This is a genomic window from Croceitalea sp. W27 (genome assembly GCF_055693185.1).
The window spans coordinates 3500405-3515444 of the sequence record NZ_CM146327.1 but is presented as its reverse complement, the minus strand read 5'-3'; the positions used below and the strand labels follow the sequence as shown (position 1 = coordinate 3515444).

Annotated in this window: 14 protein-coding genes, 1 other RNA gene and 1 pseudogene; 6 read left to right on the top strand and 10 right to left on the bottom strand. The window is 36.1% G+C overall.

Annotated elements, in window-relative coordinates:
* Positions 1-24 precede the first annotated feature (24 nt).
* Positions 25-1464 carry an ATP-dependent DNA helicase gene (locus tag ACZ1GR_RS15965; RefSeq protein ID WP_472609857.1) on the bottom strand — a complete coding sequence of 480 codons (1440 nt, stop codon included), beginning with the start codon at positions 1462-1464 and terminating at the stop codon, positions 25-27.
* 102 nt (positions 1465-1566) lie between these two features.
* Between ACZ1GR_RS15965 and ACZ1GR_RS15960 the strand changes: the two genes are divergently transcribed.
* The 3 genes from ACZ1GR_RS15960 to rsmD are packed head-to-tail and all read left to right on the top strand — an operon-like array spanning position 1567 to position 3563.
* Entirely contained in the window at positions 1567-2214 is a 648-nt protein-coding gene (locus ACZ1GR_RS15960; protein WP_472609856.1) for a hypothetical protein, read from the top strand.
* Complete coding sequence (locus tag ACZ1GR_RS15955) at positions 2195-3016, top strand: DUF3822 family protein (protein WP_472609855.1); 822 nt, start codon at positions 2195-2197, stop codon at positions 3014-3016. Before ACZ1GR_RS15960 ends, ACZ1GR_RS15955 begins: the two co-directional genes overlap by 20 nt.
* Positions 3017-3020: 4 nt before the next feature.
* Positions 3021-3563 (top strand): 16S rRNA (guanine(966)-N(2))-methyltransferase RsmD, encoded by a 543-nt coding sequence (gene rsmD, locus ACZ1GR_RS15950; protein ID WP_472609854.1) that lies wholly within the window; start codon positions 3021-3023, stop codon positions 3561-3563.
* Here rsmD and rnpB read toward each other — a convergent pair.
* Positions 3562-3909: RNase P RNA component class A (rnpB, locus tag ACZ1GR_RS15945), an RNA gene on the bottom strand. The genes rsmD and rnpB overlap by 2 nt on opposite strands.
* Before the next feature lie 107 nt (positions 3910-4016).
* Between rnpB and ACZ1GR_RS15940 the strand changes: the two are divergent.
* Both ACZ1GR_RS15940 and ACZ1GR_RS15935 read left to right on the top strand, forming a co-directional pair.
* A pseudogene (locus tag ACZ1GR_RS15940) lies at positions 4017-5803 on the top strand (DNA polymerase III subunit gamma/tau).
* 10 nt (positions 5804-5813) lie between these two features.
* Positions 5814-6395 carry a MiaE family protein gene (locus ACZ1GR_RS15935; RefSeq protein ID WP_472609853.1) on the top strand — a complete coding sequence of 194 codons (582 nt, stop codon included), beginning with the start codon at positions 5814-5816 and terminating at the stop codon, positions 6393-6395.
* Between the two features lies 1 nt (position 6396).
* Here ACZ1GR_RS15935 and ppk1 read toward each other — a convergent pair whose 3' ends face one another.
* From ppk1 to rpsA, 8 genes are all read right to left on the bottom strand, one after another.
* Entirely contained in the window at positions 6397-8478 is a 2082-nt protein-coding gene (gene ppk1, locus ACZ1GR_RS15930; protein WP_472609852.1) for a polyphosphate kinase 1, read from the bottom strand.
* A gap of 1 nt (position 8479) precedes the next feature.
* Complete coding sequence (locus ACZ1GR_RS15925; protein ID WP_472609851.1) at positions 8480-8965, bottom strand: SixA phosphatase family protein; 486 nt, start codon at positions 8963-8965, stop codon at positions 8480-8482.
* 5 nt (positions 8966-8970) lie between these two features.
* On the bottom strand, positions 8971-9618 hold the full coding sequence (gene pdxH / locus ACZ1GR_RS15920) for a pyridoxamine 5'-phosphate oxidase (protein ID WP_472609850.1): 648 nt from the start codon (positions 9616-9618) through the stop codon (positions 8971-8973).
* A 61-nt stretch (positions 9619-9679) separates the two neighbouring features.
* Positions 9680-10585, bottom strand: a complete 906-nt coding sequence (locus tag ACZ1GR_RS15915) for a ribonuclease Z (RefSeq protein ID WP_472609849.1) — start codon at positions 10583-10585, stop codon at positions 9680-9682.
* A complete protein-coding gene (locus ACZ1GR_RS15910) occupies positions 10582-10914 on the bottom strand; it encodes a ribonuclease Z (RefSeq protein WP_472609848.1) in 333 nt (110 codons plus the stop codon). Before ACZ1GR_RS15910 ends, ACZ1GR_RS15915 begins: the two co-directional genes overlap by 4 nt.
* Before the next feature lies 1 nt (position 10915).
* A complete protein-coding gene (locus tag ACZ1GR_RS15905; protein ID WP_472609847.1) occupies positions 10916-11842 on the bottom strand; it encodes an aspartate carbamoyltransferase catalytic subunit in 927 nt (308 codons plus the stop codon).
* A 3-nt stretch (positions 11843-11845) separates the two neighbouring features.
* Positions 11846-12385, bottom strand: a complete 540-nt coding sequence (gene pyrR, locus ACZ1GR_RS15900) for a bifunctional pyr operon transcriptional regulator/uracil phosphoribosyltransferase PyrR (protein WP_472611829.1) — start codon at positions 12383-12385, stop codon at positions 11846-11848.
* A gap of 116 nt (positions 12386-12501) precedes the next feature.
* Positions 12502-14364 (bottom strand): 30S ribosomal protein S1, encoded by a 1863-nt coding sequence (gene rpsA, locus ACZ1GR_RS15895; RefSeq protein WP_472609846.1) that lies wholly within the window; start codon positions 14362-14364, stop codon positions 12502-12504.
* A gap of 259 nt (positions 14365-14623) precedes the next feature.
* Between rpsA and ACZ1GR_RS15890 the strand changes: the two genes are divergently transcribed.
* Complete coding sequence (locus ACZ1GR_RS15890; protein ID WP_339335371.1) at positions 14624-15004, top strand: LysM peptidoglycan-binding domain-containing protein; 381 nt, start codon at positions 14624-14626, stop codon at positions 15002-15004.
* Positions 15005-15040 lie beyond the last annotated feature (36 nt).

Below are 15040 nucleotides of genomic sequence, written 5' to 3'. Positions count from 1 at the left end.
TAAATCGATTTTTACTAAAATAGGTTATTCTTGAGCAACAAAAAAATCGTCTTTAAACCCGATTAAATATAGCCGGTCCTTGGCTCTGGTTACGGCTGTATACAACCATCTTAAATAATCTTTATCAATTCCATTGGGCAAATAAGGTTGTTCTACAAAAATAGTGTTCCACTGCCCTCCTTGAGATTTATGACAGGTTATTGCATAAGAGAACTTAACCTGCAGTGCGTTGAAATATTTGTTGTTTTTTACTCCCAAGAATTTCTTGTATTTCGATTTTTCATGAGCGAAATCTTTAGATACTTCTTGATATAGTCTATTGCTATCTTCATAAGGCAAAGAAGGTGTTTCAGCCTTGATCGTATCTAAAAGCAATACCGTTTCAAAAGGTTTTTGGTTCGGGTAATCTACCATTTGCACTTTTACCTCAGCAAAAGAAAACCCGTATAATTCTTTGATGGCGAATAGTTCTAAAATTTCAATAATATCACCATTGGCTATAAAACCGGCGTCTGAAGTGGGCTTTAACCAGAAGTAGTTATTCTTTACCACCATCATAAAATCGCCTACCGAAATCTGATTCTCTAGATAAAGAATTCGTTGTCTGATATTTTCGTTGTACAGATTGGCCCTTTTATTAGAGCGCACAATGATAGCCGTTTCTTCTTTACCGTTCTGTACATATGAAGCATCAATAGCTTCTTGTATTTCATGTCCATCTACCAATCTGACAATATCTTTAAACGAATCTAGATGAAATTTGAACTCCTCAAAGAATTCGGTCTGTAACTGTTCGCGTAAATTAGTAGCATTAAATAGAATGCCCGAGTCACTTGTTTGGCGCATCACCTCATCTAACTCGATTTTGGTAACCTCTTTGTTGTAATGGAGTTCTAGTTTGTTCTCGTCTAAAGCTGGGCTCAACTCTAGTTTCACGGGCGGAAGCTGGGCGGTATCTCCGATTAAAATAAGTTTGCAGTTGTGGCCGGAGTAGACATAAAAAATCAAATCATCTAACAAAGAGCCATTTTCAAAAAGTTTTGAATCTGCAGGCGCGTCAGGTATCATAGACGCCTCATCCACTATAAAAATGGTGTCTCGATGCTTATTGGGTGCCAATGTGAACTGTATTGCTCCACTGGCCTGTTTTTTAGGGAAATAGATTTTTTTGTGAATGGTAAATGCCTTTGTTTTAGCGTAAACAGACATTACTTTAGCCGCTCTTCCGGTTGGTGCCATGAGAACAGATTTCATTTTGGCACGCCATAAGTTTTTAACTACACTACCTATTATAGTTGTTTTTCCTGTTCCGGCATACCCTTTAAGTAAAAACAGCCTTTCCTTTTCTTTAGAGAGCACAAAATCGGCCAACTTATGTAAGGTGACATCTTGTAATTCTGTAGGAGAATGTGGAAATTTTTCTACTAAAACCTTATGAAAATCAATGGCTGTCAAGTGAGTCATAAAGCCCCAAATATAGGGATGATTTTTATGGCAAAAACTTTCGTGATTGAAAAAAAATTGTAGATTTGTCTAAACCACTAAATTTAATTAACTCGTACACTAATGAAAACCATTTTACAAGTAGTTCTTTGGATAGTATGTATAGGATTAGGATATCTAATTTACCTATCAATCAATGCGCCAATTGAATTTAATAAAGTTCGCGAAGAGCGCTTTTCTGATGTAATCAACAAGCTTAAAGATATTAGAGATTCGCAAGAAGCCTATAAAGCCGTCAATGGCAGATACGCAGGTAATTTCAACAGTCTTATACAATTTATAGATACCGGTAATTATACCATCACCCAACAAAGGGACACTTCTTTTATGCGTTTTGACAAAACATACCAAATTGAGCTACAACAAGATTCTATTGTTATCGATACCTTAGGTATGGTAAAGGTGAAAGATTCGCTTTTCAAGAGTGACGACCGCTATAAAACTATGATGAATGTGCCACACGCACAGAACGGAGAAAAATTTGAAATGAAAGCCGACATCATCGACAAGAGTGGTTACAAGGCCCCTGTTTTTGAGGTAAAGGTGAAAAAGAATGTTGTTTTATACGATCAACCTGATGACTTAAAAGCCAAAGAAAATGCCTACAACAGTGTTGAAGAGGTAAATGGGTCTGAAATCAAAGTAGGTTCATTAACAGATGTGAGTACCAATGGTAACTGGCCACCCCTCTATGACAGAAAAAACAATTAACATAGCGGAAGAAAATTCAAATTCATATAAGAAACTGTCCATTCAAATTAGTTTGAATGGACTTTCTTTTTGTATTGCAGATACTATTCTTAATAAAGTGGTTTTATCTGATACCCTTTTCTTTAAGACAGAATCCACCCCCTACTTGGTTTTAAAAGAACTTAAGAGTTTATTCGAAAAACACAGTGTTCTCAAAAAGAAGTTTTCGGATGTTCTTGTTATTCATAAAAACAACTTATTTAGTTTGGTGCCCAAAACGCTATTTGATGAAAACGAACTTGCTAATTATCTGAAGTTCAATACTAAGATATTAGCGAACGACAATATAGTGTACGACGAGGTCGAAAACCAAGATGTCATAAGTGTTTATGTACCCTTTACAAACATCAACAACTACATTTTTGAAAATTTTGGGGAGTTTGAATTCAAACACAGCAGTACCGCAGTTCTACAGACCCTTTTACAGCAAAAGGCAAGTTCTAAAACTATATGTTATGTTCACGTTTCGGACCGTGAAATGGAATTGGTGGTCTTACATCAAAAAAAGGTACTTCTGTACAACCAGTTCCCTTATCGAACAAAAGAAGATTTCTTATACTACATACTATTTACCTTTGAACAACTGCAACTAGACGTTGAAAGCGTAAAACTAAAACTCTTTGGTAAAATTGAAGAAGGAGACGAGTTATTTGAAATCTGTTACAACTACATAAAAAAAGTGTCCGTTTTTCTTCCTAAAAACAACACTTATAGTTTTGAGGAAGGGACCCAAGATTCTATTGACCTGACCATGCTTAACTAGTTTTATGCGCATTATTTCAGGAAAATATAAAGGTAAACGTTTAACAGCCCCAAAAAAGCTACCTGTAAGACCTACTACGGATATGGCCAAAGAAGCCTTATTCAATATTTTAAACAACCAATATTACTTTGAGAATTTAACAGTTTTGGATTTGTTTGCGGGTACAGGAAACATAAGCTTCGAATTCGCTTCAAGAGGAGCTACTGAAATAACCGCTGTCGATGCTAATTCGGGCTGTGTTCAATTTATCTCTAGAACAGCAAAGGAATTGAATTTCGAAATAGCCGTAATGAAGAGCGATGCCTTAAAGTTTTTAGAACGCACCAAAAGTAAATATGATATCATTTTTGCGGACCCTCCGTATAGTTTTGATGTTTCACAATTTTCTAAAATTTCTGAGTTGGCTTTTTCAAATGAGCTGATATCAGATGAAGGACTTCTAATTATAGAACATTCTGAACAGACCGATTTAAGTGAACTACCTAATTTTGCTGAAAAACGAAAATACGGGAGTAGTATTTTTAGTTTTTTCAAGTACACTAATTAAAAAAAGCAGGCCATAAGCCGGATTCTGTGAATCCCAAACAAATTTGGAACCTCCTTATCATTTATCTAGACTTTTAGTTGCCCAAAAGCTCTAACCGCCTACCCTCTAACTCGAGCGTGCAGCCCTCTCCCGATAGCTATCGGGACATTAGTTTACATGACGTTTCACCGTATAGAGTTTACCTGGTTTCACTACAGCCTAACTGTACTTGCTTTCTGTTGCACTTGTCCGCCCCCAATAAACATTAGGGTGACGGGCGTTACCCGCTATACTGCACTATGGTGTCCGGACTTTCCTCGTTTCATTCTGATAAATCAGTTCGAACCGCGATAAGGTGACCTGCTAAACGCAAAGGTAATTCAATTGTTAATAAAAAGATGGCTTAAATAGGCTGCACTAACGGTTATAGTAAGTGCTATTTTTATATTTGTATAGCATCAAAATTTTGTTGTATTGGAACCATTTGTAGTCTCAGCTAGAAAATACCGTCCCCAAACGTTTAAAGACGTCGTTGGGCAGCAATCTATTACCAATACCTTAACCAATGCCATCGAGAACAATCATCTTGCACAAGCTTTACTCTTTTGTGGCCCTAGAGGCGTTGGCAAAACTACCTGTGCAAGAATCCTTGCCAAGAAAATTAATGCAGACGGTACAGAAAGCCCTGACGAGGATTTCGCCTTCAATATTTTTGAACTAGACGCGGCGTCAAATAACTCCGTTGATGATATTAGAAGTTTAATAGACCAAGTTCGCATACCCCCGCAGGTAGGTAAATACAAGGTATATATCATAGACGAGGTTCACATGCTGTCTCAATCGGCATTTAACGCGTTTTTAAAAACTTTGGAGGAGCCTCCAAAGCATGCCATTTTTATTTTGGCAACCACCGAAAAGCATAAAATCATACCCACCATACTTTCAAGGTGTCAAATTTTTGATTTTAAACGTATCACCGTTAAAGATGCAGCGGAGTATTTAAAATATATTGCCCAAGAACAGGGTATCAATGCTGAAGAAGATGCATTGCATATTATAGCACAAAAAGCGGACGGCGCCATGCGAGATGCCTTATCCATCTTTGATAGGGTTGTCAGTTTTTCAGGGAAGGATTTAACCCGAAAAGCCGTTACGGAAAACCTAAATGTGCTTGATTATGACACCTTCTTTGAAAGCACCGATTTAATACTAGAAAATAAGATACCTGAACTTCTTATATTGTTTAATAAGACCCTATCGCTAGGGTTTGATGGGCACCATTTCATCAACGGTCTAGCCTCTCACTTTAGAGATTTATTGGTTTGTCAACATCAACAGACAATCTCATTATTAGAAGTTGGCGAAAGCACAAAAGAACAATACAAAACGCAAGCTCAAAAAACACCCCAGGCATTTTTAATCAAAGCTTTGGATATCGCTAATGAAAGTGATTTAAACTATAGAACAAGCAAAAATCAACGTCTTCTAATTGAATTAACGTTAATGAAACTGGCATCATTGACTTTTGAGGCCGAAAAAAAAAGACTGATTTTATAGTTCCTGCAACTTATTTTAGAACACAAGCATATACGAAAGCTCCGTCTTATTCTATTTCCGAAGAGGTCATAATCAAACCGGTCGAGGCGAAACAAGAGAACATACATACTGAACCTAACGAACTCTCTGGGGCAATAGAAAATAGTAAACAAGAGCACCAAAAATCAGCGGAGGTAGAACAAACTAAAGCTAGCACAACAATTGAAAAGACACCAGTACCTAAAATTGAATTAAAAAATCTACCTAACCGAGTTTCAGGACTTTCAATTTCAAGTTTAAAAGCTAAAAAAGAGCATCAGAATACAAAAACTAATGCTCAAGTAGAAGAAGAAAAGCCGACAGACCCATTTTCTGAAGAAGAAATGCAAAACCACTGGGCCGACTTTGTCAAAAAATTGGATGATAAGGGAAAAAAGATATTGGCTTCTAACCTAAATGCCGATATTCCAAAGCTTAAAAACGAAACCACTATTTGGATTGAATTACCAAATTCTACCATGAAAAAAGAGGTTGAGCGTGAACAAAGCCTAATGCTAAATTATTTAAAAGAAAAGCTGAATAATTTTACTATTAGTCTTCAGATTACTGTTAATGAAGAGACATCCAAAAAGTTCGCTTTTACACCTGAGGAGAAATACGAGAAACTCAAAGAAAAGAATCCGGCAATAGATTTACTAAGAAAAGAATTCGATTTAGACTTGTAAATACCAAAAAATGTTAGGCTTAAAACTACCAACGGACCCAAGATGGGTAAATATTGTTGAAAAGAACATTGAAGAAATACTTACCGATCATGCCTACTGTGAACAAAAAGCAGCTAGTACGGCCATTTCGCTTATTGTTTCTTTTCCAGAGTACACTGATCTTATAAAAGAAATGATAGCGCTTTCTAGAGAAGAAATGGGACATTTTAAAATGGTTCACGATTTAATTTTAAAACGTGGCGGAACGTTGGGCAGAGACCGTAAAGATGAGTATGTACTTCAACTTTTAAAGTTTTTTCCGAAAGGTGGAAGCCGTACAACGCAATTGGTGCATCGTCTGTTATATGCCGCCCTAATCGAAGCGCGAAGCTGTGAGCGTTTTAGGCTATTATCAGAAGAACTGGAAGACAAAGAACTGTCTGAATTCTATTATAAATTAATGGTAAGCGAGGCTAGCCACTATACCATGTTTTTAAAGTTTGCACGCAAATATGGCGACTTGGATGAAGTCAATAAAAAATGGCAAAATTTATTGAATTATGAAGCCGAAATCATGAAAAATTTAGGAAACAAAGAAACCATTCACGGTTAATCTACTCCTCAAGTTTTTTCTGATAGTAATCATACAAGGCGAACTGTGACCGCACTTTGGGTTTATCGTCATCTTTATAGGCATTATCTTGTTTTGAAGAAAAAACCCGTGCTTTAACATTATCATTCCAAGAAATTTCAAAAGTCTCCAATAATTCCTGTTTTACATCTTCATCATATATTGGGCAACCGACTTCTACTCTATAGTCTAAATTCCGTGTCATCCAATCCGCAGAAGATATATATACCTTTGGGTTGCCATCATTTCCAAAAATGAATAATCGAGGATGCTCTAAAAACTTATCTACCACACTTATGGCCTCAATATTTTCACTCATACCTTCAACACCCGGAATCAAACAACATATACCCCTAATAATCAATTGTATCTTTACCCCGGCCCTACTTGCTTCATATAACTTATCAACCATTTTATAAGAAGTAAAACTATTCATCTTGATCTTTATGAATGCTTCTTTACCCACTATTGCATTAGCAATTTCATTATCGATAAGTTTGGTAAAAACGTTTTTGGTATAATGTGGCGATACAATAAGATGCTTGTACTTATTTATTTTATAGGTAGTTTCAAAAAAACCAAAAACCTTTTGAAGTTCTTTTAGTATTGCATCATGCGCCGTGAACAAGGTGTAATCGGTATAAATTTTTGCCGTAGACTCATTGAAGTTACCGGTACTAACAAATCCATAACGTTTGGTGCTATTTCCCTCTATACGTTCTATCAGACATATTTTGCTGTGTACTTTTAGTCCTGGAATACCAAATATTAGTTTTATACCTTCTTCCTGTAATTGATTGGCATATTCAATATTGGCCTGCTCATCAAAACGCGCTTGTAATTCTATTTGAACAGTTACTTGTTTTCCGTTTTTAGCCGCATTTATGAGTGCAGCCGCAACCTGCGAATTACTGGCCAATCGATATACCGTAATCTGTATGGACTTTACAAAGGGGTCTAAAGCCGCTTCTTTTAAAAACTTAATTACGTATGAATAGGTATGATAAGGCGTATAAATTAAAAAGTCTTTTTGAGCAATTTTCTCAAGAATGCTGCCTTCTAAACCTAAACCTTTTACTGGGAGAGATGTGATTTTTTCATATAACAAATCAGTCCTTCCTAAACTGGGGAAACCCATATAATCTCTACGATTATGATAACGCCCACCAGGAATCACACTATCCGTCTCTTCAATGTTCATCTTTTCCTTAAGAAAGCGTAAGGTGTCTATTCTAATCTTTTTATCATAAACAAACCTTACAGGATCTCCTATTTTTCTATGCTCAACACTAGAAGAAATCTTCTCTATAAAACTCTTGCTCAAGTCGTTGTCAATATCTAATTCTGCATCTCGGGTAATCTTGATCATATGGGCAGAAATCTCCTCATAATCGAACATGGTGAATATGTCATCTAAACAAAGTCGAATTAAATCATCTAGAATTATAATAAAATTCTTTCCGTCTTCTTTCGGCAGCTCAACAAAGCGATCAATACCTTTCGGAATTTCAATTAGAGCGTACTGCATTTCGGTTTTACGCTTTAAGAATCCCCCTTGTTCTTTTCTCAACACCATTTTTACGGCGAGGTATGCCGCAGTGTCTTTTAGCGTTGGAAACTGTGCTAAACTGTTTAAGATGATAATTATCAATTCTGGATTTACCTCTCTTAAAAAATAATCTTTTATGAATTCTGCTTGCTTCTCTGAAACCTCGGTCTCGTCAATGATATGAATATTCTCTGTAGCAAGTTCGGCTTCAATTTTTTTGAGTATTTCTAAACTCTTTGATTGTTGTTTGATTACCACTTGTGTAATTTCTTCTAAAAGGTCTTTGGCCTTTTCTCCCCCAAGAACACTTTTACCACTTTTGCCCGCTTCGACAATTCGTTTTACCGTGGCATAGCGTACTTTGAAAAACTCATCCAAGTTATTACTGAAAATTCCTAGAAAACGTAATCTTTCTATTAAAGGCACATTCTTGTCAGCGCTTTCTTGAAGCACCCTATAATTAAAATGTAACCAGCTAATTTCTCTGTTTACATACTCGTTTTGAGGTTTCGTCATTCTATCGTAGTTCTTTTGGAAAAATAACTTGTTTTGTATTCCCTTTTGTTATTTTTTTCCAGTTTTTTGCTTCAAAATCAATCTGCACCAATCCTGATGTGGGAACATTTTCAATATACCTATCTCCAAGCGTATTTACAAGTGTTGTCAAAGCATAATTATGACCAAAAAGCAAAATGGTTTGGTTAGTATTGCATATTTGTTTTAAATAATTTAATACACCCTCTCCAGAAAAGTCATATAAATCATGGCTCACCGATAATCTGCTCAAATCAAAATTTAGGTTTCTCAAAAAAATCGTACAGGTATGCAATGCCCTATTTGCCGGACTCGAAAAAGCATAATCAATTTTGATATGGTTCGTCTTTAAAGCGTTAGAAACCAAATGTGCATCATTTACACCTCTTTCTTTTAAAGGTCTATCGATGTCTTTAACTTGGTATTCCCATGAAGATTTTGCATGTCTAACAAAAAATATTGTTTTCATAAAATCTAAGGTTGTAAGCGTTCAATCTTCCAGTTAAGGTCTTTTTGCAATGTATATCGTATTCTATCGTGAAGTCTATTGGGCCTACCTTGCCAAAATTCAATTGAAATCGGTTTTACGATATACCCGCCCCAATTCTCAGGTCGTTCCACTTCTTTGCCCTCATAACTCTTTTCCAGCGCTGCCAAACGCTTTTCTAAAATCTCTCGTGACGCCACCACTTGGCTCTGCTCAGAAACTATTGCCCCAAGTTTACTGCCGAAAGGGCGAGACTCAAAATAACCATCGGAAAGATTCTCCGCTATTTTCTCGGCGCTACCTTTTATGATTACCTGTCTCTCTAAAATAGGCCAAAAAAATGATAAACATGTAGATGGATTATTCTCTAGGGCCCTACCTTTTTCGCTTTGGTAATTGGTGTAAAAAATAAAACCTTCATGGGTATACTTTTTCATTAAAACCACCCTGCTCTTTGGAAAACCGTCCAAACCAATAGTGGAAATAGTCATTGCATTGGGTTCATCAACGCCATTTGATTTTTCTACCTCATAAAACCATTTTTGAAACTGCTCTATCGGGTTTTCAAGAACTGAAGCTTCATTTAACTCGCTCTTCTCATACGATTTTCTGTAATCACCTAAGTCTTTTTCCATAGTACTTCAAAGTTCAACAAAAGAAAGGAAATGATAAAATTAAAAGAGACAGAGTATAATATTATATTTCAAAAACCTTACCGTCTTCTGCCAACTCTACATTACTAAAAATAGGCTGTGCTTCTTCCTTAAAAAGTTCTAAGGATTTGTACCTTGTGGAATAGTGGCCTAATACCAACTTGTCTACTCTCGCCATTTTTGCAATTCTAGCAGCTGCAGAAGCCGTTGAATGCTTTGTTTTGGCACATAGATGTTCTTCGGTTTCTAAAAAAGTAGACTCGTGATAAAGTAAATCTACGTTTTTAATTAAAGGCACGATATCTTCCTTATAGGCAGTATCACTGCAAAAAGCGTAGCTTTTAGGTTTTGGAGGGTCTAAAGTCAAATCTGAATTTAAAATGGATTCTCCACTTTTGGCCGTACCAGCCTTACCATTTTTAATATTACGAAACTCACTTTTATCGATACCGTACTTGGCTACCGCCTCAACATCGAGAACTCGAGGTGCCAGTTTTTCTTCAAACAAAAAACCGTTGGTATATACTCTATGATTTAGGGGAATTGTTCGCACGGAAACTTTATCATCCTCAAAAATTAGTTCCGATTCTTTAGAGTTCAACTCATGAAAAAGCAAAGGATAATTAGTCCATGAATCCCCGAGCTTCAACAATAGTGTAATTGCTTCCTTAATTCCTTTGGGGCCGTAAATATGTAACTCTGATTCTCTTCCCAAAAGACGAAAAGTTGAAACCAGCCCAGGTAATCCAAAAAAATGATCCCCATGCAAATGTGATATAAAAACGTGCTTAATACGGGAAAACTTTAATTTCTGTTTACGCAATTGCACTTGAGTTCCTTCGCCACAGTCAATCAAAAACATATGGTTTCTAATTTCTAATAGTTGGGAAGTTGGATTGGTAAGCGAACGTGGGGTTGCGGAATAGCAGCCTAAAATAGTGAGCCTCATATGTCTAGGTCTCGCTCTATTTCTTCCATTTCAATGATGTCTTTTGCTTCTTGTATCGTTGGCACTACACAAATTTCATCGGGCACTTCATCATAAGAAACTTTTTCTGTGACCAAAACAAATGATTTTTTAGATGCCCTATGCTTGTTTGATAGTTCTAAAAACTCTAAAACATCATTTGCATTCAAGGCATCAAATGAAAAGAGATTAATTATAATATGGTCATGCACTAATCTGTCATAGGCATTGTTAAGATTCATCAAAAATTTACTCAAGGAAATATTTTCTTGAAAAACTATGGTAGTTGTACCTTCTTTGTCAAAAATCATATCACTTAATTTTAGAAGCCAATAAATAGATAACCGCCATACGTATGGCAACACCGTTTTCTACTTGCTCTAAGATAATAGATTGATTTGAATCTGCCACATCGCTGGTAATTTCTACACCACGATTTATGGGGCCAGGGTGCATAATTACGATTTCTTTTTTAAGACTATTCAACAAAGCCTTATTCACGCCAAACTGCTGCGTATATTCTCTTGTCGTTGGAAAATAACTTACATCCATACGCTCATTTTGCACACGTAACATATTGGCCACATCACACCATTCCAAGGCCTTTTTCAAGTTCATTTCTACTTCAACCCCCAGCGATTTAATATGCTTGGGAATTAAAGTTTTCGGACCACAAACCTTTACATTGGCTCCTTGTAATTTTAAAGCAAAAATATTTGAAAGCGCTACTCTAGAGTGTAATATATCACCAACTATGACTATATTTTTGCCGGCAACCTCGCCTAGTTTTTCCCTTATGGAGTAAGAATCCAACAGGGCTTGTGTAGGATGTTCGTGCGCACCATCTCCTGCATTGATAATAGAGGCCTTAACATGTTTTGAAAGAAATATCCCCGCTCCCGGATTAGGGTGGCGCATCACCACCATATCAACTTTCATTGATAAAATATTATTTACCGTATCGATAAGGGTTTCACCCTTCTTTACCGAAGATTGTGACGCCGAAAAATTAATAACATCCGCCGAAAGTCTTTTCTCTGCCAATTCGAACGAAAGTTTTGTACGCGTACTATTCTCAAAAAAGATATTGGCTATGGTAATATCACGTAAAGTAGGTACCTTTTTAATAGACCTATTAATAACCTCTTTAAAATGATCAGCGGTTTCAAAAATCAGGTCAATATCTTTCTTGTTGAGATATTTTATACCTAGTAAATGATTTACACTTAATTCACTCATTTTTTACTCCCTTATAAGATAAACAGTGTCCTCTCCATCGTTCTCTTTCCACATCACCTTTACTTTTTCATCATTAATTGCATCTACCTGTCGGCCTCTATAATTAGGCTGTATGGGCAAGTGTCTACTAAATCTTCTGTCAATTAAGGTCAGTAGTTCTATCTCTTCTGGTCTACCAAAAGACTGTATTGCGGTTAAAGCTGCTCTTATACTTCTACCGGTATATAGCACATCATCTATAAAAACCACTTTTTTATTTTCTACTAAAAAGTCAATCTTGGTTTTGTTGGCCTCGTGAATTTTATCTCCTCTTCTAAAATCATCTCTATAAAATGTAATATCTAAAGAGCCTAGCTTAATGTTTTTGACTTTATAATCTTTTTCAAGGATTTCTGTAAGTCGCCTAGCTAAGTAAACTCCCCTAGGCTGAATTCCTATTAAAACAGTATCTGTAAAATCTAAATGGGTTTCTAACAACTGACAAGCCAAACGGTGAAGTATAATATGAATTTCTTTGGCGGAAAGCAGTACTTTTTGACTCATAAACTCCCGAATCGTTTGGGCTACAAAAATACACAATTCTTTATAAGCAGAATGCATAGAAACAAAAAGCCCTTGATTATTCATCAAGGGCTTTTAAAAAAAATATATCTAAAAGACTATTTTTTGGCGTCTGCCTCCATTTTGTCTTTTAACGCTTGTAATGCTGAGTTAGCATCACCTAAAGTGGTTGCTGATTCCTCTGCTGATGCAGCCATTTTCTTCTTGGCCGCTTTTATGTTGCGTTCTTCTTGCTCTCTAAACAAAGCAGTATGACTAGCTACGACACGTTTGAAGTCTTTATTGAATTCAATAATCTTAAATTCAACTTCTTCTCCTTTAGTGATTTTCTTACCGTCTTCTTTTTCCATGTGTCTCGATGGAATAAAACCAGTAATATCTTCATTAAAGACTACAGTCGCACCTTTATCTACAATATCGGTTACCGCTGCTGTGTGAAGTGTACCTTCAGCAAACTCATCTGCATATTTGTCCCAAGGGTTTTCAGTTGTCTGCTTGTGACCTAGGCTTAGTTTTCTTCCTTCAACATCTAACTCAAGAACCTCTACTTCTAAAGTATCACCAACATTTACAAATTCTGAAGGATGTTTGATTTTCTTGGTCCAAGAAAGATCAGAAATATAAATTAAACCATCTATACCTTCTTCCATTTCAACAAAAACACCAAAGTTGGTAAAGTTTCTAACAATACCTTTATGCTTAGATCCTACAGGGTATTTAGATGTGATATCAGTCCATGGGTCTGGAGTCATTTGCTTGATACCTAGAGACATTTTTCTGTCTTCCCTATCAAGCGTAAGAACTACCGCTTCTACCTCATCACCAACCTTTACAAAGTCTTGTGCAGATCTTAAATGAGTAGACCACGACATTTCAGAAACGTGAATCAAACCTTCAACACCTTCGGCAACTTCAATAAATGCTCCATAATCGGCAATAACGACTACTTTGCCTTTTACTTTGTCACCAACTTTAATCTCATCGCCAAGAGCATCCCATGGATGTTTCTCTAATTGCTTAAGACCTAGTTGAATTCTAGATTTATTGTCATCAAAATCAAGGATAACCACATTTAACTTCTGGTCTAGCTCAACAACCTCGTTCGGGTGGTTGATTCTACTCCATGATAAGTCTGTAATATGGATTAATCCATCAACGCCACCAAGATCAATAAAGACACCATAAGAAGTTACGTTCTTAACAATACCTTCAAGTACTTGACCTTTTTCAAGTTGACCTATGATTTCCTTTTTCTGTTCTTCGATATCAGCTTCAATAAGCGCTTTATGCGATACAACAACGTTTTTAAATTCGTGATTAATTTTAACCACTTTAAATTCCATTGTTTTGCTTACGTATTGATCGTAATCACGAATTGGTTTAACATCAATTTGAGAACCTGGTAAGAAGGCTTCGATACCGAATACATCGACAATCATACCACCTTTAGTTCTGCACTTAACAAAACCTTGAACAATCTCTTCTTTATCATGGGCTGCATTTACGCGGTCCCATGCCATGATTGTTCTCGCTTTTCTGTGAGAAAGTACTAATTGCCCGGTTTTATCTTCGCGGATATCAATTAATACCTCAACTGTATCTCCAACCTTTAAATCTGGATTGTAACGAAACTCGTTTAACGAAATAACACCTTCAGATTTTGCGTTGATATCTATAATTGCCTCACGGTCGGTCATATGAACTACCTTACCTTCAACAACCTCGGCATCTGCAGTATCTACAAAGTTTTCTGCAACAAGCTTTTCAAATTCCTCTAATTTAGAGTCATCTACACGCTCAATACCTTCTTCGTACTTATCCCAATCAAACTCTTTTAAAAATTCTTGTGGGTCTTGTTTTGGAGTTTCCTCTTTTACAGCTACCTCTTGTAGTGTTTCGGTAGCTTCTTGTTTGGCTTCAACAGCTTCAGCTGCTTTGGCACTTTTTTTATCTTCAGCCATTTGCTGATTAAAATTTGTATTCTATAGTTTGTACAAGAGTTAAACGATGACTATAGAAGTAGTTATAATTATTTTGTTTCCCTTCTTCTCTTGAATATTCGCCAAAAAGGAGTGCAAAAATACAATTAATTTGTTGTTCTACAAAGTAATGGGACATAGCGTCCAAAATTTATGCAGGTTTAGTAAAAATTTAATTCTAAATGTGACTTTTATGAGTATATTGTTTCATATTAATAACCATTAAATTAATTAAGACATTATGAGTGTTAAAGCAAAATATCAAGGTGTATTGGATTTAGGTCAACAACTTGGAATTAAAAACGGAGACGTATCAGAAGAAGGTGGCGTTCTTAAAATTAAAGGTGAGGCAAATACCCCTTATGAAAAAGATCTACTTTGGGATAAAATAAAACAATTAGGCGGCGAAGGTGCGTCTGATGTTAAGGCAAATATAACTGTAAGTGATGATTCGGTTTACCACAGACATACTGTAGCAAGCGGAGAATCTTTAAGTAAAATAGCCAAACATTATTATGGTGATGCTATGAAATACAACAAAATATTTGAGGCAAATACCAATATTTTGAAGAATCCTGATGTGATTCATCCAGATCAAGTATTGGTGATTCCAAACATCTAAGCTATACTATAATAGAAAAGAAAAGACGCCAATTAG

Excerpts from the sequence above, each read along its gene's own strand:
- ppk1 (WP_472609852.1), bottom strand. The coding sequence starts at position 8,478 with ATGACGAAACCTCAAAACGAGTATGTAAACAGAGAAATTAGCTGGTTA.
- ACZ1GR_RS15915 (WP_472609849.1), bottom strand. The coding sequence starts at position 10,585 with ATGAGGCTCACTATTTTAGGCTGCTATTCCGCAACCCCACGTTCGCTT.
- rsmD (WP_472609854.1), top strand. The coding sequence starts at position 3,021 with ATGCGCATTATTTCAGGAAAATATAAAGGTAAACGTTTAACAGCCCCA.
- pdxH (WP_472609850.1), bottom strand. The coding sequence starts at position 9,618 with ATGGAAAAAGACTTAGGTGATTACAGAAAATCGTATGAGAAGAGCGAG.
- ACZ1GR_RS15935 (WP_472609853.1), top strand. The coding sequence starts at position 5,814 with ATGTTAGGCTTAAAACTACCAACGGACCCAAGATGGGTAAATATTGTT.
- ACZ1GR_RS15965 (WP_472609857.1), bottom strand. The coding sequence starts at position 1,464 with ATGACTCACTTGACAGCCATTGATTTTCATAAGGTTTTAGTAGAAAAA.
- ACZ1GR_RS15955 (WP_472609855.1), top strand. The coding sequence starts at position 2,195 with ATGACAGAAAAAACAATTAACATAGCGGAAGAAAATTCAAATTCATAT.
- ACZ1GR_RS15925 (WP_472609851.1), bottom strand. The coding sequence starts at position 8,965 with ATGAAAACAATATTTTTTGTTAGACATGCAAAATCTTCATGGGAATAC.
- rpsA (WP_472609846.1), bottom strand. The coding sequence starts at position 14,364 with ATGGCTGAAGATAAAAAAAGTGCCAAAGCAGCTGAAGCTGTTGAAGCC.
- ACZ1GR_RS15960 (WP_472609856.1), top strand. The coding sequence starts at position 1,567 with ATGAAAACCATTTTACAAGTAGTTCTTTGGATAGTATGTATAGGATTA.
- pyrR (WP_472611829.1), bottom strand. The coding sequence starts at position 12,385 with ATGAGTCAAAAAGTACTGCTTTCCGCCAAAGAAATTCATATTATACTT.
- ACZ1GR_RS15910 (WP_472609848.1), bottom strand. The coding sequence starts at position 10,914 with ATGATTTTTGACAAAGAAGGTACAACTACCATAGTTTTTCAAGAAAAT.
- ACZ1GR_RS15890 (WP_339335371.1), top strand. The coding sequence starts at position 14,624 with ATGAGTGTTAAAGCAAAATATCAAGGTGTATTGGATTTAGGTCAACAA.
- ACZ1GR_RS15905 (WP_472609847.1), bottom strand. The coding sequence starts at position 11,842 with ATGAGTGAATTAAGTGTAAATCATTTACTAGGTATAAAATATCTCAAC.